The organism is Frankia sp. R82, assembly GCF_023716925.1.
Lineage (GTDB): Bacteria > Actinomycetota > Actinomycetes > Frankiales > Frankiaceae > Frankia.
The window spans coordinates 28,222-52,238 of the sequence record NZ_JAMQQG010000215.1 but is presented as its reverse complement, the minus strand read 5'-3'; the positions used below and the strand labels follow the sequence as shown (position 1 = coordinate 52,238).

The following is a 24,017-nucleotide window of genomic DNA, read 5'->3' as shown; positions in this document are numbered from 1 at the left end:
CCCGTTGACCCCATCGACCCTCGTGCCGCCAGCCGGTACCGATCCGCTCGCGGCGGCCCGGGCCGCCGCCCGGCCGTTCGCCGCGCTGGCACCGAGCCGGCGCGCGGACATCCTGCGCGCGATAGCCGCCACGCTGGACGCGGATGCCGACCGCCTGGTCGCACTGGCACACGCGGAAACCCACCTGGCCGAGCCGCGGCTGCGTGGCGAGCTCGTGCGCACGACCTTCCAGCTGCGGCTGTTCGCGGACCTGCTCGACGACGGCGGTTACCTGGAGGTGGCCGTGGACACCGCCGATCCGGCCTGGCCGACCGGACCACGTCCGGACCTGCGTCGGATGATGGTCCCGGTCGGCCCGGTCCTCGTCTTCGCCGCGTCGAACTTCCCGTTCGCCTTCAGCGTCGCCGGCGGCGACACCGCCGCAGCCCTCGCCGCCGGCTGCCCGGTCCTACTCAAGGCTCATCACGGCCATCTGGAGCTGTCCCGGCACACCGCGCGGCTGGTGGGCGCGGCGCTCGCGGGCGCGGGCGCGCCGGGCGGCGTCTTCGCCCTGATGGAAGGCGACGACACCGGACGGGCCGCGCTCGTCGATCCACGGATCCGGGCCGCGGCGTTCACCGGATCCGCCCGGGTCGGCCGGCTGCTGTTCGACCTGGCCGCACGCCGCCCCGACCCGATCCCGTTCTACGGCGAGCTGGGCAGCGTCAACCCGGTGTTCGTGACGCCGGCAGCCGCCCGCGCCCGCGGCCCGCAGATCTGGGCCGGCTTCGTCGAGTCCTTCACCCTGGGCGCCGGCCAGTTCTGCACCAAGCCCGGACTGCTGCTCGCCCCGGCGGGTGCCGCCGAGCAGGCTCTGGTCGACGCCACGACCGGCCGCCCGGGCGCGGCGCTGCTCAACGACCGCATCCACACCGGATATGACCGGAGCCTGGCCGCGTTGACCGCCCACCCGGCCGCGACCGTCCTGGTCAGCGCGCCGACAGCCAGGACGGCGAGCGCACCGGACGCGCCAGCACCGGTCGGACCGTCGCTGGTGACGGCGACGGTGTCGGCCCTGGTCGCTGACCCGGACGCGCTGGCCGCCGAGGTCTTCGGACCGGCCTCCGTTCTGGTCACCTACACCGACCCGGCCGAGCTGCTCGACGCCGCCCGGGTGCTCGAGGGCCAGCTGACGGCGACCGTCCACGGCGAGGCCGACGATCCCCAGGACGCCGCGCTGGTCCGCGCGCTGCTGCAGGAACTGTCCGAGCGGGCCGGGCGGGTGCTCTGGAACGGCTGGCCCACCGGCGTCGCGGTGACCCACGCGATGACGCACGGTGGCCCCTACCCGGCGGCCACGTCGCTGTTCACCTCGGTCGGGACGAGTTCCATCGGCCGGTTTCTGCGCCCCGTCACGTACCAGAACCTGGCGGACGACCTGCTGCCCGAGGCGCTGCGCGACGCCAACCCGTGGCGACTGCCGCGGCGCCTCGACGGCCGACTCGTCCAACCTGACGCCACCGACACGCCCGACGTGCCCGACGTGCCCGACACCATGAGCGTGGTACCGGTGTCCCCGCCGTGACCACGGTTGACCAGGTAACCGGGCCCATGACGACCCACGGGGAGGGGCCGCTGTGGGTGCCGGCCTGGGGCGGCCTGCACCTCGTCGACCTCCTCGCGGGCGACGTCCTCGCCCTTGACGCGAGGACCGGTGCCGTCGAGCGCCACCACCTCGGGACGATCGCGGCGACGGTCCGGCCGCGAACGAACGGCGGGGCGGTCGTCGCCCTGGAACGCGGCTTCGCCCTGCTCGATCCGCCTCTCCCCCATGTGCCCAGGCCCGACACGCCTCCTCCCGACGATGGCCTCGCCGCCGGGCCGGCACCGGGAGCCACGTCCGCAGCCGGTATGATCGCCGGGTCGCCCTTCCGGTCGGGTGCGGTCGGTTCGGTGTCCTGGCGGGTGTTGCCAAGCCTGTGGCCGGCGGCGCGCGGGCTGCGGATGAACGACGGCGGCTGCGACCCGGACGGCCGTTTCTACTGCGGCTCGATGGCCTACGACGAGACACCCGGCGCCGGCTCCCTGCACCGCCTGGATCCCGACGCCACGACCACTGTCGTCCTAGGCGGGGTCACCATCTCCAACGGCCTGGCCTGGAGTCCAGACGGCACCCGGGCCTACTACGTCGACACGCCCACCAGCCGGATCGACGTGTTCGACTACGACCCCGCTGGTGGACTCACCGGCCGGCGCCCCTTCGCGGTGGTCCCGCAGGGGCCGGGCCAGCCCGACGGTCTGGCCGTCGACGCGGACGGCGGCGTCTGGACAGCGCTGTGGGGCGGCGGCGCGGTCTGCCGGTTCACCGGGAGCGGAAGCCTCGACCAAGTCATCGAGCTGCCCGTGCCACGGACCACCGCCTGTGCCTTCGGCGGCCCCGACCTGGGCACGCTGTATGTCACGACCTCCCGGCTCGCCACCGACACCGACCGCCACCCCGGCGCCGGAGCAATCTTCGCGATCGACGCCGGCGTCCGCGGCCTGCCCGCCCTTCCCTTCGCCGGCTGACGACCACCGCGGTCCACCCACCGCATATTATTGCCATTAGCAGCAAATATGCTTTCCATGCTAAAAATAAGGATGCCCTGCGCCACGAAGGAGGACGCCATGATCGGCGCCGCCGACCATCTGGATCCGACCAGAACTCCCCAGGAGCGGGCCCGCTTACTGTTGGCGCAGATGACGGTCCCGGAAAAGTCCCGGCAGCTGACGTGCCTGATGCCGATGCTGCTGCTGCGCGAGGGGCATCTGCTCGAGGACGCCGCGACGAAGATGCTGACCACCGGCCTCGGAGCGGTAGTGGCCCTGCACACCGAGGACCCGTCTCGCGTCGTGACGGGGGTCAACGAGATCCAGCGGTTCCTGGTCGAGCGCACCCGCCTGGGCATCCCGACCCTGTTCCAGGTGGAGGCGCTCAGCGGCGTCGTGACGCCACGGCATCCGGTCTTTCCGACGGCGATCGGGCTGGCCTCGACGTGGAGTCCCGAGCTCGTCCGTCAGATGACCGACGTCATCCGTCGGCAGATGATCAGGCTGGGCCTGCGGCACGCGCTGTCGCCGGTGCTCGACATCGCCTTCGACCCGCGGTGGGGGCGGGTGCACGAGACCTACGGCGAGGACCCGCTGCTGGCCGCAACGTTCGGAGTCGCGTTCGTCCAGGGACTGCAGGGCGAGGACCTGTCAACGGGCGTGGTGGCCACCGCCAAGCACTTCCTCGGCTTCGGTCTGGGCCAGGGCGGCCTGAACGCGTCGTCCTACGAGGCGGGCAGCCGGTTCACCCGGGATGTGGTCGCGTTCCCGGTCGAGGCCGCGATCAACGCGGCCGGGCTGCGGTCGGTGATGACGTCCTACGGCGACGTGGACGGCATCCCCGCCGGAGTGTCCCGCGAGCTGTTGCACGATCTGCTGCGCGAACAGATGGGCTTCGACGGCTTCGTCGTCGCCGACTACATGGCGCTGCAGCACGCGCTCGACCGCCAGCGGGTCGCCACCGACAAAGCCGAGATCGCCCGCTACGCGCTGCACGCCGGCCTGGACCTCGAGGCACCGTTCATCTTCGCCTACGGCGAGACACTGGCGGCGGAGGTCGAGGCCGGCCGGGTTCCGGTCGCCGAGCTGGACGCCGCCGTGCTGCGCCTGCTGACGGTCAAGTTCGAACTCGGCCTGTTCGAGCAGCCGTACGCGCCCGAGGGCCCGGTGGAGATCGCCCCGACCACGGCCGAAGGCGCCGACCTGGCCCTCGAGCTGGCCGAACGCAGCGTGGTCCTGCTCGAGAACAACAGCATTCTGCCGTTACGGCCGGGGCTGAAGGTCGCCGTCGTCGGACCGCTGGGGCATGAGGCCCGCCAGCAGTTCGCGACCTACACCTACCCGGTGGGCCGGGACATGTACCGGTTCATGGAGTCCGGTGGCCTGGGGAACCTCGCCGGCATGGACTTCTTCAAAGCCGACCCCGAGGGCGAACAGACGCGTGACCTGGACTCCGAGGGCTACATCCGGTTCCGTTACGGCACCCGCTCACTGGCCGAGGAGATCGCCGAGCACGCCGCGCAGGTCGTCGTGGAACCCGGCACCGGGCTGACCGACCACCTCGACGGCGAGGCGATCGCGCGGGCGGTTGCGGCGGTTCGGGATGCCGATGTCGTCGTTCTTGCCCTGGGCGGCCACAGTGCCGCGATCGGCGGCGGCACTGAGGGCGAGGGCACCGACACCGCCGACATCGAACTGCCGGCCGTCCAGCGTGAGCTGGCCGCCGCCGTGGCCGCAGCCGGCACCCCGCGGGTGACCGTTCTGATCCAGGGCCGGCCTTACCCCCTGCCCCCGGCGGTGCTCGAGTCCGCCGCGCTGGTGGTGGCGACCTTCGCCGGCCAGGCGGGCCCGCGGGCGCTGGCCCGGGCGCTGTTCGGCGAGGTGAACCCCGGCGGCAAACTGCCCTACACCATTCCCCGGCACGGCGGGCAGTTCCCCCTCTACCACTACCAGCGCGCCGACAGCGGCTATCGCCGGCCGGCCATGATCCGTGGCCTGCACTACCGCGACCTGTCGGCCACGCCGCAGTACCCCTTCGGCTTCGGCCGCAGCTACACCAGGTTCGAGCTGTCCGACCTCGAGGTCACCGCGCAGATCAGCACCGGCGGTACCGCCACGGTGGGGCTGACCGTGACCAACGTCGGCGACCGGTCCGGTGCCGAGGTCGTCCAGCTCTACCTCCGGGTCAACGCGGGGGTGGTCACCCGGCCCGCGCAGCAGCTCGGTGGCTTCGCCCGGGTCGAGCTGGAGCCGGGGCACTCCTCCCGGGTGGTCTTCGGGCTCTCGGCCGACCTGTTCGCCTTCAGCGGCATCGACCACCGGGTCGCGGTCGAACCCGCCGTCGTCGACCTGTTCACCGGTGTCTCCTCCGACGACCGGCGACTTGAGGGATCGCTACGGATCGTCGGGGATCGCCGGATTCTTCGGCCCGAAAAGCGGACCTTCCTGCCCACCGTTGCCGTCACACCGCTCGAGGTGAGTCAGGGCTCGTAGCCCCAGCGATGGTCCAGGTGCTCGGGGCGCCCACGCCCTGCCGGGGTTGCCGCGGCGAGCCCCGACCGCGGGGCGGGGCGGCGCCGGTGGTCGTCTCAGTCCTGACGGTGCTGTTCGAGCCACCGGGTGAGCCCGGAGATGATGGTCTCAAGATAGAAGCCAAGACTGTCCGGCCCGAACGAGTGGCTTTCGGCGAACACGCGGCGAATCGCGGGCAGCGCTTCGTCGGGCAGCTCGGCGAGGACACGTCTGCTCGCGGTCAGGGTGGGGTGCTCGCCGAAGCGCTCGGCCAGCAGTTCGGCCCGGGCATCCTCGAAGACCGCCGCGCAGATGAGGGTCAGCGCGCGGCTTGCGGCGGCGTCGTCGAACCCCGCGTCGAGCAGGGCGTGGAGCAGTTGGTCCGCGGGGCGCAGGACCCCGGCACTGGGCAGCGTGGTGACGTACAGAGACAGGGCGCTCCTGTGCAGGAGCGCCGCCCGCAGGCCGGCGGCGAAGACGCGGATCGCCTGCGGCCAGTCGCCCGGCGGGAGAACAAGCTGTCCGAGCTCGGCGACCAGCGTCCGTTCGGCGACCAGCGCCAGCAGCTCGTCGCGGCCGGGGATGTGGTAGTTGATGGCCTTGCGGTCCACGCCGAGCCGGTCGGCCACGGCCTGCAGCGTCAGGGCCTCCGGGGCGATCTCGGCGGCGGTCGCGACGATGAGCTCGCGGTTCAGGCGGGGCGGCCGTCCCGGTCCACGGCGGCCCTCGGCCCGGGCGATCTGGGCCCGCGCGACCGGGGGGCGTGCACCCGCACCGGGTGGCGGAGATGACGTGCTCACACGCACTCCCCGATCAGCAAGGCGTCGATCCCGAGGCCGTACACGGGAACACCCGCGAACCACTCCTCCCAGTTGCCGCTGGCCGCAAGGCTGTCCCTTAGAACGACCACGCCGCCCGGTGCGGCGCCGAACGCGGCCACCTGCGTGGATCGTATCCGCGCGAAGGGTCTCCTCATCGCCCTGAGGCCGCGACCGCGCAGGCTCATCGTTCGCGCTCTCTTCTGCTCGCCTCGGTCAGGTGTACCGCAGGCCGAATCCGAAGCCGAAGGTCGGGTTCACCGCGTCGAAGGGGACGTCGCTGTGGCCTGCCTCGACCGCGGCCATCGAGGAGGGAAGGTCGAAGGGCAACCGCCCCCGCGGCTCGGCCTCCCCGAACAGGACCTGCACGAACGCCTCCGGCGAGGCGCCGAAGTTGGCGATGAGGGACGCGGTGGCGTCGGTGAGGTCCGCGAGGATCGCGGGGCGTTCGAGATAGATGTCGATCACCGTCGGGATCTCCCAGCAGATCGACTGGATCCGAGCCATTTCCTCGGCGGGAAACGCCAGGGAGCCGGCATGGAAGAACGTCTCGTAGGTGCCGGGCTCGCCCCGCTGCTCCCAGGGGGTGACCAGGCGCAGCACGGCGACGTCGGCCTCGGCGACAGTCGCGACGACCTGGGCCCGCTCACCGATCGCCTCGGGCGAAAGGCCCTCGACGTACAGACGGGGCGAACCGCGCAGGGGCAGCCGGGCAGGACCGCTCTCGGCGTTCTTGAGCAGGGTGTGCGCGCTCGCCTGGGCGGCCAGACCCGCGGCCCGCGCCGCGGGGCCGCCCACGATCGCATCGGCTTGGCCCGCGTCCACGAACCGCTGCTCGAACAGCCCGAGCCGGAACTTCTCGCGCAGCAGGCGGCGCGCCGAGGTGTCGATCCGCTGTTCGCTGATGGTGCCGTTCGCGATCAGACCCAGCAGGAGGTCGACGTCGTCCTCGCCGCCGAACTGGTCGATGCCCGCGTCCAGGGCCCTGGCCAGGCGTTCGGCGGGGCCCAGATGCTCCACTCCCCAGTAGGTGTGGGAGATGATGCCCCAGTCGCTGCACACGATGCCGTCGAAGCCAAGCTGGTCGCGCAGCAGCCCCGTCACGACCCCCTGGTTGAAGCTGAAGCCGACCTCCTCGTACTGCGTGCCGACCGGCATGCCGTAGTACGGCATGATCTGCGAGACTCCGGCGGCGATGACCGTCCGGAAGGGCTCAAGGTGCAGATCGAACTGGCCGCCGGGGTAGATCTGCTCCCGACCGTAGGGGAAGTGCGGGTCCTCACCGTCCTTCTGGGGACCGCCGCCGGGGAAGTGCTTGGCCATCGCCGAGACGGACCGCGGTCCGACCTGCTCGCCCTGCAGACCCCGGACGTAGGCGACCCCCAGCCTGGCGGCCAGGTCGGCGTCCGCCCCGAAGGTACCGAAGATGCGAGACCACCGTGGCTCGGTGGCCAGATCGAGCTGGGGATGCAGCGCGGTGCGGATACCGACCGCCAGATACTCCCGGCGGGTCACGTCGGCGAACTGCTCGACCAGTTCCGCCGACCCGATGGCCGCGAAACCCAGCGGCTCGGGCCACTGGGAGAAGGGGCCGGCCAGCAGCGCCATCGCCGGGTTGTTGGTAAAGGAATGCCGGGGGTCGCTGGAGATGGTGATGGGGATGCCGAGGCCGTCCTGAAGGGCGTGTTGCTGGATGGCGTTGTGCCACTGCGCGATCTCGCGGGCGGAGGGCACGAACAGGATGTTGACATGGTTGATGCGGCGGTCGAGCAGCGAACGCGTCGGCGGTTTGCCAAACGGACCCGGCGCGTCGAACTCGCCGATCTGCGCCATCGGCTGGAACAGCAGCCCGGCCTTGTCCCTGACGTCCATCCGCGCGAGCAGGTCCTCGACACGCCGGTCGATGGACAGGGCGGCGTCCTGGTAAGGGAACCGCACAGCGGCACGAGTCACGATCTGTCCCTCCGTGGCAGGTGAACCTGCGCCTCAGCGCGCCGCGGCCGAGCCCGGGGCTTGCGGGATGACCATCAACGTGCAGGGCTCAGGGGCGCGGCGGTTGGCCGACCGTCTGATCTCCGCCTGGATGGCCCGGTCGGTCGCGCCTAATATTTCCCGCCCGGAAATAATCACATGAGAGCCTCGGCGCGGTCAACGGACTCCCGAGGCGACGCTGACCGCGACTGGCGCCACCCCGCCGCGCCTCGCCTCGAACCGGCGCCGATCGCACCGTGACGTGATCGACGCAGGCCCGCCGGTGCGCGCCGTCGGGGGCGCTGGGGCCACCGGGGTACAGCACCCCTGGAGGCGCCACGTCCGGCAATTTTGCTGTTGACGGCCACATTGCTGCTGGTGATACTCGCCTGATGGAGACGGCGACATTGTCCCTGCGCGAGCGCTCGAAGGCCAAGCGGCGCAACGCCATCCAACGCGCCGCGATGCGTCTGTTCGCCGAGCGTGGGTACGAGGGCACCACGATCGCGGACATCGGCGAGGCGGCCGAGGTGGCCCCACGGACCGTGTCGATGTACTTCCCAAACAAGATCGATATCGCCATGTCGACGTCCAATGACATGTCCGCCCGGCTGACCGCCACGTTCCGGGCCAATCCCGAGCTCTGTTTCGTCGATATCATCGAGGTGTGGCTTGCCGGCGAGGCCGAGTCTCTCGAGGTGGATCTGGCCGCGTCGATGATCGCGATGTTCGAGACCAATCCCGCCCTGCGCGCGGTATCGACGTCGCACGTCATGGAGGCCGCAGGTCTCACCAGGCCCGCGCTCGTGGCACAGCTTGGTCTGGCCGCAGACAACCCACTGGTCGCCATCGTGTACGCGGCGGTGAGCGCAGCCATCATCGAGTACATCGCCGCCGTACTGGCCTCCGGGGGCGCGCGGGGCACGCACGACCAGTTCATCCGCTACCTGCGTGCGCTGATCGGCGCGGCCCGGCCGGACTGAAGCACGAGAGATTTTCCGGGCCGCCTCTGCTCGGCCATCCCCCGCGAGGCGATGACCTGTGTCCAGACCGGCAGAGGACCTGGAGTGGTGGGGGCAGCGCTGTCTGGCCCTGCCCCCACCGGCTCCGGTCAGATCGCCGGTGTCCGGATCAGTTGCCGATCGGCGACGTGCCCACGAGCTTGTAGGTCCCCGGGTCGCCCTTGGCGTCGAGGACGGACACGATGCCGCCGCGGACGCAGGTCGACGGGGCCGTGGGATCGGCCTTGCCGTTGCAGCGGAACTTGAGTCCCAGCGCGCCGGGAATCTCGCGCTCGGGCATCGCCTTGAACGCGGCGATCACGGACCGCGAGGTGACGTCGCCGCTGATTCCCTGCAGCGCGGTCTGGAAGGCGGCAACCTCGGTGAACGCGGTCATGCCGATGGCCCGGGTCGTGTCGATACCACTGCCATACGTGTTCACCACGGCCTCGTACAGCCGCGTCGAGGGATTGTCCTGCCCGATGGGCACATTCGCGGAAATCGTGATTCCCTTGAGCTGGCCGCCGGACACCGCCTTACGGGTCGCGTCCGTGATGCACGACGAGATGGCGGAGATCGGTCCGGTGTACCCGACCGCCCGCAGCCCGTTCAGGGCGCTGATGCAGAACGAGTCGTTCCCCAGGATGAAGACGAGACCGGGGTCGTTGGCGATTTTCTGCATCTGCGGAGTCATGTCCGCGGTCCCCGGCGGGACGGCGATGACGTCAAGACCGATACCGGCCTTCCTGTACAACGCGGGCGCGGTGTTCTTCAGGCCGTCCAACGCGGCCGGAACGTCGATCACCACGACGTGGACCTTCTTCAGGCCGGCGTCCTTCGCCTGCTGGAGCGGCAGGGTGATCGCGCCGAAGTTGCCGTCCGAAATCGTGAAGGTCGACTCCGTGTCGCTCGTCATCGCCTTGTTGACCCCGCTGTAAACCAGCGTGGGTACATGGGCCGCGTGCAACGGCTCCCAGATGCTCGCGAGCACCGGAGACCCGCCGACGATCACAGCGACGACCTTCTGTTCGATCATGCGGTTCCCGCAGTCGGAGGCCTTGCTCGGGTCGGCCCCGGACTCGCAGGTCACCAGCTCGATAGGCCGGCCGGCGATCCCCGACTTACGCTCGTTCAGGTACTTGACGGTAGCCTTGGCAACAGCGAACTCGATCGAGTTGTCGGCGACCTGGTTCTTGCCGTCCGAGACCAGCCCGATCCGCACCGGCGCGCCGGACGCCCGGGCGACCGGCCCCAGCAGGTCGGCGGAACTCGCGGAGGCCTGCGGGCTGGCCGGCGTGCTGCCCCCGCTGCCGCAGGCCGCGACGAGGATTACCAGGGCGGTCGTCACACCCGCCAGGGCACCGAAACGACGGCCTGACGGACGCCTGCATAACTGCCCTCGAAGCGCCTGGCCCGGCAGAAAACCCGATTTTCTCATGCACCTGTCTCGTTTCTGTGTTGGTTGTTCTGCCGTCGCCAAAAGAAGATGCTGGCGGCGGGAGGACCTGTGGCCGGAACCAACCGCACTGCACTGTCGGCGACCGGTCCGACCCCGTGGAGAGTGACCGGGCACATGTCCGGCTGTCCCGGCTCACGCACTGGCTGTTTCCTGCAGACTTCGCGTCGGCCGCGGCAATAATGCCGTGGACGGCGCCCGGACGGCAAATTTCCCCGGGCCTCGATTGCCCGATCATCATCGCCATGGCTGGCGTGCCAGTAGTCAGCTCCACCTTCACGACTCCTCGGACTTCACGATGCCACCTGCGTCCCGCGAGGAACGACATGTGATGCCACGTTACGACTGAAGTATCTCCACCGGCAAGGGTTGTTTCGGCATTCCGCACCCGCGGCGTCCCGATCCGGGTGGCGGCCCGGGCGCAGGCCAGCAGGCATCGATCACAGCGATCAGGCCGGACGTGACCATTTGTGTTGACGTCGATCCCAACTTCGACAGCGATGACTCGGGGGGAATTTTTCGACGTCCTGACCTTTTGGAAAACCTTTGATGTGAAGGATTTCCGGCCTGCACATCAACCAGTTCGATTACCGGCAGCCCCGCGGTTTCCTTCTGGCCGTTCTGTTCTCACGGTGGCTGGAGCGGCTCGGATTCGCCGCGGCGGGGCAGAGGAGCTGGCCGAGTATTCTGCGGACATAACCCGCCGGGAGTACCTGGCGGTCGGCATCCGCTTCGGTTCCGACTGCTCGGCGCCGCCATCACCCCTTCCATCCGGCAGGGATCAGCCGTGTCAGGGGCGCTGTCAGTGGGCGATGCGTTCTCCGCAGAAATCGGGAGAGACGATGGTCAGGCCCGTGCCGGTAGCGTTGACCGCAGCGAACGGGTAGCAGACGGGTGTCCTGCCAAAGTCTTTCTCGAAGTCGACGCTCGGGACGAGGCCACCGGCGGTGTAGTTCTTCACGGCGCGCAGGCCGGTGATGAAGCTCTGCCGGGTGGGGCAGGGGCCGGCGGCCTCGAGGCCACGGATGATCATATCCCCCAGGAGATACCCGACCTCGGCGAGAACGTCGCGACTGTCCCCCAGTTCGGGGGCGAAACGGGCTGCGGCGGCCCGGTAGGCAGCGGCAGCCGGCGAGGTTGATGCCGGCGACACTATGACGTAGGTGGTCAGCCCGGCGAGCAGCGGGCCGTACTGTGTCAGCAGTGCTTCGTTGGGTGGTTGGTTGTTGCCGAGGATGACCTTGAGTGGCGCCCCGGCCTGCCGGACCGCGGCGACGATGCGCGCGAAGGTCTCGGTCGTCAGGGTGCTGGCCAGAATGTCCACCCGTTCGGTGCCGATCAGGCGGATGATCTCGTTGATCTGGCCGTTCGTGGGCGATTCGTCCGCGTTCGCCGAGAGAACCGGAATACCGACGGACGCAAAGCTGGCGCGCATCTGTTCAGTGATGTTGTCCGAGACACCGAGGCCGGTGGGATCGCCGACGACGAGGGCACGGGATCCGCCCTGTACGCGCGCGTATTTACCGAGGGTGGTCACAACGTCCGCAGCGGGGGTGGCGCTGCTGGAAAGGGCGTAGGTGAACATGTTCCGGTACTGCGACCATGCGGCCTCCACCCCGACGCCGACCACCGGGATGTTCTCTGCGGCGAGATAGCCGGCTCCACCAGAGGATGCGGCGGTGGCCTCGATGACGGCGAAGGCCTGGTCCTTCTCCACAATGCTTCGACTGACCACGGCATTGGTGTCCACCCGGCCCCGGTCATCCGCCCAGGTGTAGTGGACCTGGCGGCTGTTCACGCCGCCGGATTCGTTTACGACGCCCAGCCTGGCGTTCAGTCCCGAGCGCATCGGCTGGAAAGTTCTGGCAAGTGCCCCACTGTCCGGATAGATGAGGCCGACCCGGACCTCGTTCTTCGAAACCCCGGGATCGTTGCAGGCCGAGGCCGAGGTGGCCGAACTGCTGTGGCAGCCCGCCACCGGCGCCAGGAATAATACCGCGGCAGATAATGCCGACAGCGAGCGAACTCTCACGGCAGGGCCTTCCCGGGTTAGGATCCTCAACGCAGGTCACATTTTTTGTGCATCGTTGGACGCTGCTGTCCGGACTGATCGGCACCCGTCACCGAGACGACCACGGTGTGAGCCCGTGGCCGGGCGCGGTGACGGTGGCGTCGCGGGCCTCGCGTTCGGCTCGGACGACCGTGAGCGCTCGTCCCCAGCAGGTCGAGTGCCCATGGACCGAGAAGTCGTCCTCGATGGTGGGTTCCGCGTCCCCGAACCCCAGCCGCGTCTGGTCAGGTCGGACTGCGGTCGGACGTCAGATCGTGACTGAGATAGTGGCGCATCACCTCGGTCTGGTCCAGGTCAGCCGAGCTGCCCTGGAACGTGATGCTGCCGCGGCTGATCAGGTAGACGTGGTCCGCCACGTCGAGCGCCCGGTTCACATACTGCTCGACGATCAGCAGAGCGGTACCGCGGGCTGCCAGGACGTGCAGTGCCTCGAAGATCGTGTCGACCACGATCGGGGCCAGGCCCATGGAGACCTCGTCGAGCAGTACGAGCGACGGCGACCCGAAGAAGGCGCGGGCGAGCGCCACCATCTGCTGTTGGCCGCCCGAGAGCCGGCCCGCGATGTCGCCGAGGCGGGTTTTGAGGGCCGGGAACATGTCCAGGGCGGAATCGAGCGAGGTGTCCTTCTCCCACGGCGGGATCTGCAGGACGAGGTTCTCTCGGACGGTCAGCGACCGGAAGATTCCGCGGCCTTCCGGAATCAGGCACACCCCATGGCGACGCCGCTCGTTGGGCGCCTCGCGGGTCACATCCCGGTCGCCGACCAGGATGCGGCCCGCGCTGGGACGCGTGAGGCCGGAGGCCACCCGCAGAAGCGTCGTCTTGCCCGCGCCGTTGGAACCCAGCAGTGCCACCACCGAGGCGGCGGGAATCTCCAGGTCGATGTCGCGCAGGACCGTTGTGCGGCCGTACCCCGCGCTGACACCCTCAAGCCGTAGCTGCGGGCCGGTCACGGCTGAACCTCACTCACTGACCGCGAAGCCGTGGCCGGCGTGTTTTCGACGTCTCCGCCGAGATACGCCGCGCGCACGACGTCGGACGACAACACCTCGGCGGTGGGACCGGACACCAGCACCTTCCCGAAGTCGAGCACGTAGAGCTCGTCGCAGACCTCGCCGACAAGAGCCATGTCGTGTTCGACGAGCAGAATGCCCACCCCACGTTCGTTCACCACCTGGCGAAGAATCTCGCCGAACCGAGCGGTCTCCGCCCGATCAAGCCCGGACGAGGGCTCGTCCAGCAGCAGAATCCGGAAGTCCCCGGCCAGACAGCGAGCCAGCTCCACCAACCGGCGCTGCCCGGTGGACAGCGTTCCCACCTGCCGGTCGGCCAGGTCGACCAGGTCGCACAGTTCCAGTGCGCCGGCCGCCGCCACGCGCACCCGGGCCGCGTCGGACCTGCGCGGCAGGACCTGGCGCAGCGGATTGCCGCCGGCCAGTCCGGCCTCGAACCCCAGCGCGACGTTCTGCCGCACGGTCATGGTGTCGAACAGCTCCATGATCTGGAATGTCCGCCCGACCCCTCGCCGCGCCCGGGCCGCGGGGCTGCGTCGCGTCACGTCCGCGAGATCAAGCCGGAGGCCTCCCTTCGTGGGATGGACCAACCCGGAGATCGCGTTGAACGTCGTGGTCTTGCCCGCACCGTTGGGCCCGATGAGTCCGGTGATGGTCCCGGTACGGGCCACGAGATCGATGTTGTCGACCGCGACCAGGCCGCCGAACTGCACCCGGAGTCCCTCGACGGCCAGCGACAGCGGTGCTACCTGTGCCACTGTCGAGGCGGCTCGCGCTGGCGCCGCCCCAGACTGTCCGGCGCGAGCAGATCGATCGGGCCGGAAGACTCGGTCGATCGCCTTGCGCAGCCAGACCGGCGCGGCGCGCTTCGAGGCCGGCGTCAGCGCATAGAGGATCACGGTCACGCTCGTGAGGAGGGTGATGTAGTTTCCGACGTTGTTCAGGGTTATGTACGAGGGGACCAGCGTCAGCGCCGCCGCCGCCTGCAGGGCATACCAGGGTTCGGTGCCGGTCGTGACGACAATGAGGGTCAGGTACGTCAGGGACGTCAACGGCTGGTAGTTGTCCGCCGCCACGGTGAGCTGTGCCATGCCGGCCAGGGCACCCGATACCGCGGCGATGAAGGCCGACAGGCAGAAGACCAGGACCCGGGTCGTGTTCACCGAGACCCCGTGCGTGGCCAGCGCGACCGGCGAATCGGCCATCCCCCGCAGCAGCCGGCCGAGCCGGCCACGGTCCAGCGCGATGATCGCGAACGCGGTCAGCACGGTCAGCGCGAGGCACACGTAGTAGAAACCCCTGTCCGAGTCGAGGCCCCACAGGGCGGGGCGCGGCATCGTCAGCCCGAGGTTGAGCTCGCCGAACATGAAGCTCCTGGTGTAGAAGAGCTGCTGCACCGCGATGGCGAACCCGAGGGTGGCCAGGGCCAGGTAGATGCCACCGTTCCGCGTCGCCGGAATGGCCAGCAGGGCGCCGACGGGAACGGCCACCAGTCCGGCCACGGCGAGCGCGAGGCCCCACGGCCAGTGATGATCCACGGCCAGGTGCGAGTACGCGGCGGCTCCGATCGCGGTGAACGCGATGTGGCACAGCGATACCTGTCCTGAGGTACGAACCAGCAGTCCGAGCGACAGGAAGAGCATCACCATGGTGAGCGCGACCGTCCAGTCACCGATATGGAAACCCGCGAAGCTGGGCACCAGCACAAGGATGACGAGAATCACGACGCCGGCACCCACCTGCAGCGCGGGCGGTGTCATCCAGTTCGCCCGACGGTCGGGGGCGCTCGGGATGCGGGACTGAAGCCATCGCTTCGGGAACAGCAGCAGTGCCAGAAACAGCACGATGAACGGCAGGCTCGCCGGCACCTGCGCGAGAAAACCGCTGGTGAAGTACTTCGTGCCGAGGGAGCCCAGCAGCCCGATGGCCAGTCCGCCCAGGAAAGTGATCGGCAGGCTGGTGAACGATCCGATGGCCGCGGCGCCGAAGGCCTGAACGACCAGGAGCGTCAGCGTCGTCTGGTCCAGGGGCACGGACGAGGCCAGCAGAAGACCGGAGGTCATCGCGAAGACGATGCCGATGGCCCAGGCCCACTGCCGGGCCCGGTTGGGGTTGGTGCCGGCCAGATCGAGCAACTCCGCGTTGTCCACGACGGCGCGCATCGCGATCCCCAGCCGCGCGCGGCGGAAGAACACCGAAAGCACCACGGTGGCAGCCACCGCGACGACGAAGATGATGATTTTTTCGGCAGTGACCCGGGTGCCGAAGATCGTGACCACGTTCGTCGGCAGAAAAGAAGCAACCTTGCGGGACTGGGTCCCGTAGATGAGCTGGAATCCGGTCTGCACCAGCAGCAGGACACCGACCGTCGCTGTGACCCGCAGCGCGAGGCTCGCGCCGGCGAGGGCCTTGGCGAAACGGGCGAACGCCACCCCGCCGAGCGGGCCGAGAACGACCAGCACCAGAGCGGCGGCCAGCGACCACGGCACTCCGTGCTGGACGTGGAGGAAGTAAAAAGCGTACGCGGCGATGGTGGCGAGGGCTCCATGGGCGAAGTTGAACACGCCCGAGGTCTTGTACGTCAGAACCAGACCGGCGCCCGCGAGACCATAGACCGCGCCGGTCACCAGTCCGGCGATGATGAAGGGCAGCACTTCTATGACCCTTTCGTGCTCACGGCAGCGAATATCGCGGGTGGGGCGACCCGGTTCTCGCGGTCGCCCCACCCGGTCCGGCATCTGTCAGCTGGCTGGGAGCAGCTTCACGAACGGGGCCAGCTTCTGCTGGTCGATGCACTCGGACTTACCGCCGTTCGACGAGGCGAACGCGGCGTTCCTGATGGTGAAAGTGAAGTAGCAGTTGGACACGGCCAGATTCTGCTCCGCCCCCTGCGGGTAGCTCAGCGGCGGAAGAAGTCCATCGGCGGTGTAACCTTGGAGTCCGTGCAACGCTTGGGTCACCTGCGCGGAAGTGGGGTTGTCGCCGAGGTGGGCGGCCTGCGCGGCTCCCTTGAACACCTCGGCAATCGACCAGGCAGCCGAGGCGGCCGCCCCGGTCCCGGCGCCGGGGGCGAACTTCGCCATGCTCGCCTGGAAGGCCTTGATGCCCGGGATCGTGGTGTCGTACCACGGCGCGTAGCCGCTGATACCAATCATGCCTTCTGTGTTCTTGTCCTTGAGCCAGTCAGCCGGCTCGATCGCCTGGGCCGGGACGGCGACCCGGGCCTTCAGACCCTGCGCGACACACGAGTCCAGCACACGCAGAACGACGTCGGAACCCGCGCCGATGAGCATCGCCTGCACTCCGGCGTTCTTCAGCTGCAGACATGGTGCGGTGTAGTCGGCAGCGGACGAGGAGACCTTGACCGCCGTCGTGGTCTGCCCGAACCCGCCGGCCGCCGCCTGGATGATCGGCAGCGACTGGGCGCACCCCGCGGATTCCGCGCAGTAGGCGAAGCCGAAGTTCTTGACGCCGGCCCGGCTCGTCTCCTGGCTGACCGCGAAGACGCTGGCGAACGGGTTGAGACCCACGTTGAAAAACGAGGGGTTCCGGTAGTCGGCATTGCCGATGATACCGATCGCGGGGATCTTCTTTGCCTTGAGGTAGGCACTGAACGTATAGGCGGGCGGGAGGCCGACCAACGCGATGACGTGATCTTTCTCGACCAGCTCCCGGACGTTCCTGAGCCCGCTGGCCGGGTTGCCGGCGTCGTCCTTGACGATCAGGTCGATCTGGTGCCCGTTGATGCCGCCGCTGGCGTTGACCGACTTCGCCCACGCCTTTATCGCGTCGCAGTACGGGCCGGCAGACGAAGCGAGCGGACCGCTACACGTCAGGTCACTGCCCAGCTTCCAGGTCGACCCGCCCGCGCGGGTACCGCCGCTGCCGCTGGGCCCGCCGGAGCTCGATGAGCAGCTCGCCGCCACGACGGCGACGGCCAGCGCCACCACACCGGCCGATAACATCCGCAGGCGCATCCGGCTTGTTCTCCGCACCATGTCTCGGCGCATCTGGGTTGTCCTCTCAGAAGTTCTTCCCCGTGCGCCGATCGATGGGCGGCGAGGCAGGGGTTACATGGATCGCCGCGGCGGCCTGGGCCCCACGACGAGACGGGCCGGGGCCGGCTGCCGCCCCGGTCACGCACCGGACTTCGCGGGGACGGCGCGACCCACGGCCGTCACCGGGATGACGACCGTCATCGGCTCGCAGCCGTCGGCGGTCACGGTGACCGTGACGTCGCCGGCCTCGTGTCCGGCCCGGACGACCGCGAGCGCCCGTCCCCAGTAGGTCGAGTGCCGACCGGTCGAGAAGCCCTCCTCGGTGACGGGTCGGGCACTCCCGAACCCGAGTAGCGTGCCGGCACCGGTCACCTCGACCGTGACCGTGCGGTCGGCCAGGGGACGCACTGTTCCCGCGGCGTCCGTGAGCGCGATCGGGAGGTAGGCAAGGTCGGCGCCGTCGGCGTGCAGCTCGCTGCTTTCGGGCCGCACCTGTAGCCGCAGCTCCACGCCGGCACTGATAAGAGTGTCCCGCCCGAGTTCCTTGCCGGCCGCGTTATAGGCGACAGCGGTGAGGGTCCCGGGCCGGTACGAGACGGAGAACGTGGCCAGATAGTCCTTGTCCGGCCCCGCTGGCGCGCTCCCGACCAGGTCCCCGTTGAGCAGCAGGTCCACCCGGTCGGCATCGGCGTACACCTCGACCACCGCGGTCCGCCCCTCGTGGCCCTCCCAGCTCCAGCTGTGGATGGAGTTGGTGCTTCGCCAGGCGTTGGAGTACTGCTTCTCGCCGGAGTGGTTCACCGGCTGCACGGCGAGGTAGGGGGCCTTGCGCAGCTGCCAGGCGATCTCGTTGAGGTAGGACTGGGTCTGGCGATGCCCGGTGATGTCGATCACCGGCTCGCCCGCCAGCAGCGCCGGCCAGGGGCCGAACAGGGTCGGTCGCCGGCTGTACGGGAGCACCGCGATTTCGGCCTCTCCGATGTAGTCCCAGCCGGTCCAGGTGAAGTCACCGATGACGTGCGGCATGGTCTCGATCTCGCGCCAGATCGAGACCGTCTCCGTCGGCCCGGTCTCACTGCCGACGATCACCCGCTCGGGGTGAAGCTTCGCGTCTTTTCGATAGCGGCCGACCATGTAGTTGTACCCGGCGACGTCGAGGGCGGCGAAGGAGTCACGGGTGCGCCGATCGACCGCCGGCAGCCGGACGATGTGGCGAAGCGCCGGATGCAGGACCCCCATGAGGAGGTTGAGCACGGCGATGAGGTTCTTGTTCGGGGCGTCGCCACCCGTACGGTCGGCGACGGCCGGCTCGGATTTCTCGTTCTTCTTCTTGCGAAAGATCAGGTTGAGGAATCCGTTGATGCAGTTGGTCACGAGACGGGTCGGATCGAGCTCGCGAGTGCGTTCGGCCATCTCACGGTTGCGCTGGATGCCCCGCGCGGTCGCGGTCTCGGGGATCTCGTTGCCGATGGAGTAGAGAATCACCGACGGGTGGTTGAAATCCTTCGCGACGAGCGACTCGAGATCCCGCTCCCACCACTGCTCGAACTCCGCGGAGTAGTCGGCGCTGCTCTTTGGCCCCCACCACACGTCGGTGAGCTCGTCCATGACGAGTACGCCATACCGGTCGCAGGCGCGCAGGGTCGCCCGGGACACCGGGTTGTGCGCGCTGCGGATCGCGTTGAAGCCGCTTTCCCACAGGATGCGGACCCGGCGCTCCTCGGCCGCATCCAACGTGTGCGCACCGATGACGCCGTTGTCATGGTGGATGGCCGCCCCGCGCAGTTTCACCGGCTGGCCGTTGATGCGCAGGCCGCGGCGGGCGTCCACGGCCAGCGTGCGGATTCCGAAATCGGCGACGGCCTCGTCGACGACTTGGTCGCCGTCGGACAGGGCAACGCTCGCGGTGTAAAGCTGCGGGCTCTCCGGTGACCACAGCGCCGGCGCCGGCACCGCGACGCGCTGGCGCAACGTCTTCGTCTCGCCGGATTCGACCGACAGCCGCTCCTCGATCGGCCCGGTGCTGGCACTCGGGCCGCGCAGAGTGGTGGTGGCCGTCACCGTGCGGCCCTCGGTACCGTCGTTGACGATCTCGATCGCGACGTCGACAATCGCCTCGGCGCGCTCGATCGACGTCGTGCTGATCCGGAGACCGTCGGGGGTGATCCGCAGGCGGTCGCCGACGAGCAGATGCACCGGCCGGTAGATACCACTACCGGTATACCAGCGGCCGTTCGGCCCGCGGTCGTTGTGCGCGACGACTTCGACCAGGTTGTCGGCGCCGTAGCCAAGAAAATCATCCAACACGACCTGGAATATCGCGTAGCCGGACGGGCGGCCGCCGGCGAGGCGGCCGTTGACGAACACCTCCGAGCGCAGGTACACACCCTCGAACTCCAGGGTGATGCTGCGGCCACGCCACTCCTGCGCCGCTCGGAACGTCTTTGAATACCGGTAGACGCCTCCGGGAAAGTATCCGGTGTTATAACTGTTGACGGTCTTCGGGTCCCGCTGTTCGAACAACATGGCATCGTAAGGAACCGTCACCGGGCCGACCGACACCTCCGAGCCGTCACCGCGCTTTCTGCTGATGCGCCAGCCCTGGTTGAACGACTCGCGGATCATGCAGCCTCCTACACACGCGGCCCGCCGGCCGGGGCCGTACGGCGGATGGCCCCGGATCAGCCGGCGACCATGATCGAGAATCGGTTCGGCCGCCTGCGGTGGCGCCCCTCGGAGCCCGTGGCGACCCTCTTCCCGCGGACCAGCCAGGCGCCCGCCCCCCGGGTGCGCTTCGCTGTGATGCCGAACACCACCCGCAACGCGCCTCTGGCAGCTAATATCTCCCTTGCGGGAGAAAATACTAGCGAGTATCCCGGCGGTCAAGTCACGGCGATGGGCTGTTGGCAGGCCCGGCGCGTCCGGACCGCAGTCGTTGGACGTTGTGGGATCACCGCTGTAGACGGTCCCAGGGCCACAGGTTCACCTCCTGCTCGTCTGGCGCCCCCTCAGCTGCCGAGCGCGCAGGTCAACAGCAGCGGATCCCGAACTCCGGCGGCGGACCCGACGGACCGCAGCGGTGCCGGTCGCGCGAGCGCCCGGAGCCCCACAGAGCAGGCGGCCGGAACAGAGGAGACGATGTGCAGGGACCCGAGGCCATCGAAGCGCCCCGTGGGCCGGACCGGCCAGGCGAGTGGGGCCGGCCGGACGAGCTGAGCCCGGACAGGCCGCGGGTGTCCGGCGGTCCGGACGACGGTGTCTCCGGATCGGTCGTGCAGGTCCCGGGCACCCGGACGGGCCTGCTGCGGCGGGTGGCAGCCCTCCCGGACGGTCGGCGGATCACCTACTACCGCCTCCCGGCAGCTGGCCAGCTCCCGGCGGCCGGTCCGGATTCCCCGGCCGAGGCTCGCCGTGGTGTGGACGGCGCGTGATGGCCGAGCGCCGGTACGACCCGACCGCCGACGAGTGGGTGACGTTCGCGACCCACCGCCAGGATCGGCTGTACAAGCCACCAACCGACGGCTGTCCGTTGTGCCCGACCCGTCCCGGCGGCCGGCTGACCGAGGTGCCGCTCGCGGCCTACGAGGTGGTGACGTTCGACAACCGCTTCCCGTCGCTGTCACCCCACCCCCCGGTGCCCGAGGTGGCGGGGACCGAGTTGTACCCGGTGGCGCCGGCGTTCGGCCGCTGCGAGGTGGTGGTCTACTCCGACGACCACGACACGACCTTCGCCGACCTGCCGACCGACCGCGTGCGGATGCTTGTCGACGTCTGGGCCGACCGGGTCGCCGTTCTCGGCGCGACGCCCGGCGTCTCCTATGTCATGCCGTTCGAGAACAAGGGTGAGGTCATCGGGGTGACCCTGGCCCATCCGCATGGTCAGATCTACGCCTATCCGGAGGTACCGCCCCGACCCGCCCGCGAGCTGCGGGCCGCCATCGCCTACCGCGACCGCACCGGCCGGTGCGTGGAATGCGATGTCGTCGCGGCGGAGATGGCCGGTCCACGGTGTGTCCTGGCGGCCCCGACCGCGATCGCGTTCGTCCCGTTCTGGGCCCGGTTCCCCTACGAGGTGCATGTGGTCCCGCGCACCCACCGACCGGACCTGGGCTCGCTTCGCGAGGACGAGCGGGCCGACCTCGCCGACCTGCTGTCACGGCTGACCCGGGGCTACGACCTGCTGTTCGGTTTCTCACTGCCCTACGTGATGGCCATGCACGCCCGGCCGACCGACGACGAACGCGACTGGGACCCGATCTCCCACCTGCACATCGAGTTCGCACCACCGCACCGGTCCGCGACCAGACTCAAGTACCTGGCCGGCTCGGAGCTCGCCGGCGGCGCGTTCCTGGCCGACGTGGCACCCGAGCAGGCCGCCGCCGCCCTGCGGGCGGTGCTGACATGAACGACCGCGACGCCCTCGCGGCCCGGCTCGCCACCGAGTTCCGCGCGCGCCTGGGCCGCCCCCCGGCAGGGGTGTGGGCCGCCCCGGGCCGGGTCAACCTGATGGGTGAACACACCGACTACAACGACGGCCTGGTCCTCCCCTTCGCCCTCGACTCCGCCACGCTGGTCGCGGTGGCGCCGCGCGACGACGACCTGCTCACCTGCCTGTCCCTGGACCGCCCAGGCGGAGCCGCCCTACACACAGACGACCTGCGGCCCGGCGCCGTGACCGGCTGGCCCGCCTACGTCCTGGGCGCACTGTGGGCACTGGGCTGGCCACAGACCAGGCAGCCCGGCCTGGACATCGTCGTCACCTCACAGGTCCCACCCGGAGCCGGACTGTCCTCCTCGGCGGCACTCACCTGCGCCGTCACACTGGCCGCAGCCGAACTCACCGGCCTGGAACCCGACCGCACCACCCTGGCAGCCGCGGCCCGCCGAGCCGAAACGGACATGGTCGGCGCCCCCGTCGGCATCATGGACCAGATGGCCGCCATGCACGGCCAGACCGACCACGCACTACTACTCGACTGCCGATCACTGACCTTCGAACCCGTACCACTACCCGGCCAGGACACAGGCCTGGCCCTGCTGGTCGTCGACACCCGCATCAGCCACACCCACGCCCACGGCGCCTACGCCCGCCGGCGCACCACCTGCGAAGACGCCGCCCGCACCCTCGGCGTCCAGGCCCTGCGCGACACCACCCTCACCGCGGTGGAAACCACACTGGTCGGTGAGCAACAGCGCATCGCCCGGCATGTGGTCACCGAGATCGACCGCGTCCGGACGACGGTGACCGCGCTGCGCCACAACGACCTGACCGGCCTCGGCGAGACCTTCGCCGCATCACAGGCATCCATGCGCGACGACTTCCAGATCTCCTGCCCCGAGCTCGACCTCGCCGTCGACACCCTGCTCGACGCCGGCGCCCACGCCGCCCGCATGACCGGCGGCGGCTTCGGCGGCTGCACAATCGCCCTACTACCCGACGCAGCCGTCCCCACCGCAACCACCGCGGTGACAGCAGCCTTCAAGACCCACGGCCTCACCCCGCCACGAGCCTTCGAAACCCGCCCATCCCACGGCGCGACCCGCGTCTGCTGACCGCACGTTCACCTGCTCTGCGCCGTCACCCGCCGTGTGCGGCCAGCCAGGTACTGAAGGTCGACATCGTGTGGTCGAAGGGCACCGTGGCGGGATGGTTGAGGTGGCCGTGACGCACGTCCGGCTCCAGCTGACAGTCGACCTCGACCCGGTGGGAACGCAGCGCGTCGGCGAAGGCCTCCCCCGACGGGCGCAGCGGGTCGTGCTCGCCGGTGACTATCACCGTGGGTGGGAGGCCGTCGAGGTCCGCCGGTCGCGCGAACGCCTCAGCGACGCGGGCTAGGTTCGCCGCCCCGACGAAGTTGGCTGCCATCATCCGAACCGCGCGTTGCCCGACACGGCCCAGCAACCGGGTACGCAGACCCTGGCCGGCCGCGGGCGGCCCGGCCGGCAGCACGGGATGCAGCAGCGGGTAGGCCAACAGCAGCCCGGCCGGTGCCGCCAGCCCCTCGGTCGCGGCCCGTAGCGTGCTCATGACGGCGAGGTTGGCACCGGCGCTCGCCCCGCCCACGAAGATCCGCTCGGCCGCAAGCCCCAGCGACTCCGCTTCGGCCGCGAGCCGGTGCCAGGCGGCGAGGCAGTCGAGTACGGGGGTCGGGAACCGCACCGCCGCCGCGCCGCGCCACCGTCGCACCCGGCTCAGCGGCGGCACCCGTCGGTAGTCGACACTGAGCACGGTCACCCCCCCGCGCGCGAACGCCCGGGACACCGCGTCCCCTTCCGGCATGTCGATCGATCCGCCGGAGAAACCGCCACCGTGCATCCAGAGCAGCGCCGTCGTGCCCGCCGCCGCGGTCGGCCGGTACAGCCTCGTCCGAATCGACGCGTCACCGACCGGAACGTCGATGTCGCGGATCTCCACGTCGTGGTCGACCGTCCCGGTGTGACCACGACGGAAACGTCCTGCCATGCGCGACTCCTACTCGATGGATGTGGGCAGTGCGGCGCACCCGCCGGAGCCTAGACGAAATTTCTCGGGCGGGAAATATAGGCTAGGCTCCGCTGGCGAAGGCGGTGCCCATCCGCGCCGGCCGGCCAGGCCATCGGGCGCCGACGG

Annotated in this window: 17 protein-coding genes; 7 read left to right on the top strand and 10 right to left on the bottom strand. The window is 69.6% G+C overall.

Annotated features, from left to right (window positions below; genetic code table 11):
- Positions 1-4: 4 nt before the first annotated feature.
- From ND747_RS18355 to ND747_RS18345, 3 genes are all read left to right on the top strand, one after another.
- A complete protein-coding gene (locus ND747_RS18355; protein WP_251734879.1) occupies positions 5-1,564 on the top strand; it encodes an aldehyde dehydrogenase (NADP(+)) in 1,560 nt (519 codons plus the stop codon).
- A gap of 26 nt (positions 1,565-1,590) precedes the next feature.
- Positions 1,591-2,547, top strand: coding sequence for an SMP-30/gluconolactonase/LRE family protein (locus ND747_RS18350; protein ID WP_251734877.1), 957 nt, complete (start codon positions 1,591-1,593; stop codon positions 2,545-2,547).
- Between the two features lie 99 nt (positions 2,548-2,646).
- Positions 2,647-5,061 (top strand): glycoside hydrolase family 3 N-terminal domain-containing protein, encoded by a 2,415-nt coding sequence (locus ND747_RS18345; protein ID WP_251734875.1) that lies wholly within the window; start codon positions 2,647-2,649, stop codon positions 5,059-5,061.
- A gap of 95 nt (positions 5,062-5,156) precedes the next feature.
- Here ND747_RS18345 and ND747_RS29860 read toward each other — a convergent pair whose 3' ends face one another.
- From ND747_RS29860 to ND747_RS18330, 3 genes are read right to left on the bottom strand one after another with little or no spacing between them, the layout of a single operon-like run.
- On the bottom strand, positions 5,157-5,879 hold the full coding sequence (locus tag ND747_RS29860) for a TetR/AcrR family transcriptional regulator C-terminal domain-containing protein (protein WP_251734874.1): 723 nt from the start codon (positions 5,877-5,879) through the stop codon (positions 5,157-5,159).
- On the bottom strand, positions 5,876-6,055 hold the full coding sequence (locus ND747_RS18335; protein WP_251734872.1) for a hypothetical protein: 180 nt from the start codon (positions 6,053-6,055) through the stop codon (positions 5,876-5,878). The genes ND747_RS29860 and ND747_RS18335 overlap by 4 nt, the downstream gene beginning before the upstream one ends.
- Before the next feature lie 58 nt (positions 6,056-6,113).
- Positions 6,114-7,850 carry a glycoside hydrolase family 3 N-terminal domain-containing protein gene (locus tag ND747_RS18330; RefSeq protein WP_251734870.1) on the bottom strand — a complete coding sequence of 579 codons (1,737 nt, stop codon included), beginning with the start codon at positions 7,848-7,850 and terminating at the stop codon, positions 6,114-6,116.
- 410 nt (positions 7,851-8,260) lie between these two features.
- On the opposite strand from ND747_RS18330, the gene ND747_RS18325 reads away from it, so the two are divergent.
- Positions 8,261-8,851, top strand: coding sequence for a TetR/AcrR family transcriptional regulator (locus ND747_RS18325; protein ID WP_251734868.1), 591 nt, complete (start codon positions 8,261-8,263; stop codon positions 8,849-8,851).
- Positions 8,852-8,999: 148 nt separating this feature from the next.
- Here ND747_RS18325 and ND747_RS18320 read toward each other — a convergent pair whose 3' ends face one another.
- The 6 genes from ND747_RS18320 to ND747_RS18295 form a co-directional block, all read right to left on the bottom strand.
- Positions 9,000-10,217, bottom strand: coding sequence for an ABC transporter substrate-binding protein (locus ND747_RS18320; RefSeq protein WP_251734866.1), 1,218 nt, complete (start codon positions 10,215-10,217; stop codon positions 9,000-9,002).
- Positions 10,218-11,127: 910 nt separating this feature from the next.
- The gene (locus ND747_RS18315) at positions 11,128-12,357 is read right to left on the bottom strand and encodes an ABC transporter substrate-binding protein (RefSeq protein ID WP_251734864.1); all 1,230 of its coding nucleotides are present in this window, start codon (positions 12,355-12,357) and stop codon (positions 11,128-11,130) included.
- Positions 12,358-12,620: 263 nt separating this feature from the next.
- Positions 12,621-13,349, bottom strand: a complete 729-nt coding sequence (locus ND747_RS18310) for an ABC transporter ATP-binding protein (protein WP_251734862.1) — start codon at positions 13,347-13,349, stop codon at positions 12,621-12,623.
- Positions 13,346-16,063: an ATP-binding cassette domain-containing protein gene (locus ND747_RS18305; protein ID WP_251734860.1), complete on the bottom strand. Its 2,718-nt coding sequence runs from the start codon at positions 16,061-16,063 to the stop codon at positions 13,346-13,348. The genes ND747_RS18310 and ND747_RS18305 overlap by 4 nt, the downstream gene beginning before the upstream one ends.
- Before the next feature lie 87 nt (positions 16,064-16,150).
- Positions 16,151-17,419: an ABC transporter substrate-binding protein gene (locus ND747_RS18300; RefSeq protein ID WP_251734858.1), complete on the bottom strand. Its 1,269-nt coding sequence runs from the start codon at positions 17,417-17,419 to the stop codon at positions 16,151-16,153.
- Between the two features lie 126 nt (positions 17,420-17,545).
- Positions 17,546-20,032, bottom strand: a complete 2,487-nt coding sequence (locus ND747_RS18295) for a glycoside hydrolase family 2 TIM barrel-domain containing protein (RefSeq protein ID WP_251734856.1) — start codon at positions 20,030-20,032, stop codon at positions 17,546-17,548.
- A 515-nt stretch (positions 20,033-20,547) separates the two neighbouring features.
- Here ND747_RS18295 and ND747_RS18290 point away from each other — a divergent pair.
- From ND747_RS18290 to galK, 3 genes are read left to right on the top strand one after another with little or no spacing between them, the layout of a single operon-like run.
- The gene (locus tag ND747_RS18290; RefSeq protein ID WP_251734855.1) at positions 20,548-20,838 is read left to right on the top strand and encodes a hypothetical protein; all 291 of its coding nucleotides are present in this window, start codon (positions 20,548-20,550) and stop codon (positions 20,836-20,838) included.
- The gene (gene galT, locus ND747_RS18285) at positions 20,838-21,812 is read left to right on the top strand and encodes a galactose-1-phosphate uridylyltransferase (RefSeq protein ID WP_251734854.1); all 975 of its coding nucleotides are present in this window, start codon (positions 20,838-20,840) and stop codon (positions 21,810-21,812) included. Before ND747_RS18290 ends, galT begins: the two co-directional genes overlap by 1 nt.
- The gene (gene galK / locus ND747_RS18280; protein WP_251734853.1) at positions 21,809-22,960 is read left to right on the top strand and encodes a galactokinase; all 1,152 of its coding nucleotides are present in this window, start codon (positions 21,809-21,811) and stop codon (positions 22,958-22,960) included. Before galT ends, galK begins: the two co-directional genes overlap by 4 nt.
- A 25-nt stretch (positions 22,961-22,985) precedes the next feature.
- Here the strand turns inward: galK and ND747_RS18275 are convergent, their stop codons facing one another.
- Entirely contained in the window at positions 22,986-23,870 is an 885-nt protein-coding gene (locus ND747_RS18275) for an alpha/beta hydrolase (RefSeq protein ID WP_251734852.1), read from the bottom strand.
- Positions 23,871-24,017: the final 147 nt, after the last annotated feature.

Bases quoted from the DNA above. Each gene is read 5' to 3' on its own strand.
- ND747_RS18350 (WP_251734877.1), top strand. From the start codon at position 1,591: ATGACGACCCACGGGGAGGGGCCGCTGTGGGTGCCGGCCTGGGGCGGC.
- ND747_RS18345 (WP_251734875.1), top strand. From the start codon at position 2,647: ATGATCGGCGCCGCCGACCATCTGGATCCGACCAGAACTCCCCAGGAG.
- ND747_RS18335 (WP_251734872.1), bottom strand. From the start codon at position 6,055: ATGAGGAGACCCTTCGCGCGGATACGATCCACGCAGGTGGCCGCGTTC.
- ND747_RS18325 (WP_251734868.1), top strand. From the start codon at position 8,261: ATGGAGACGGCGACATTGTCCCTGCGCGAGCGCTCGAAGGCCAAGCGG.
- ND747_RS18300 (WP_251734858.1), bottom strand. From the start codon at position 17,419: ATGCGCCGAGACATGGTGCGGAGAACAAGCCGGATGCGCCTGCGGATG.
- ND747_RS18295 (WP_251734856.1), bottom strand. From the start codon at position 20,032: ATGATCCGCGAGTCGTTCAACCAGGGCTGGCGCATCAGCAGAAAGCGC.
- galT (WP_251734854.1), top strand. From the start codon at position 20,838: ATGGCCGAGCGCCGGTACGACCCGACCGCCGACGAGTGGGTGACGTTC.
- galK (WP_251734853.1), top strand. From the start codon at position 21,809: ATGAACGACCGCGACGCCCTCGCGGCCCGGCTCGCCACCGAGTTCCGC.
- ND747_RS18275 (WP_251734852.1), bottom strand. From the start codon at position 23,870: ATGGCAGGACGTTTCCGTCGTGGTCACACCGGGACGGTCGACCACGAC.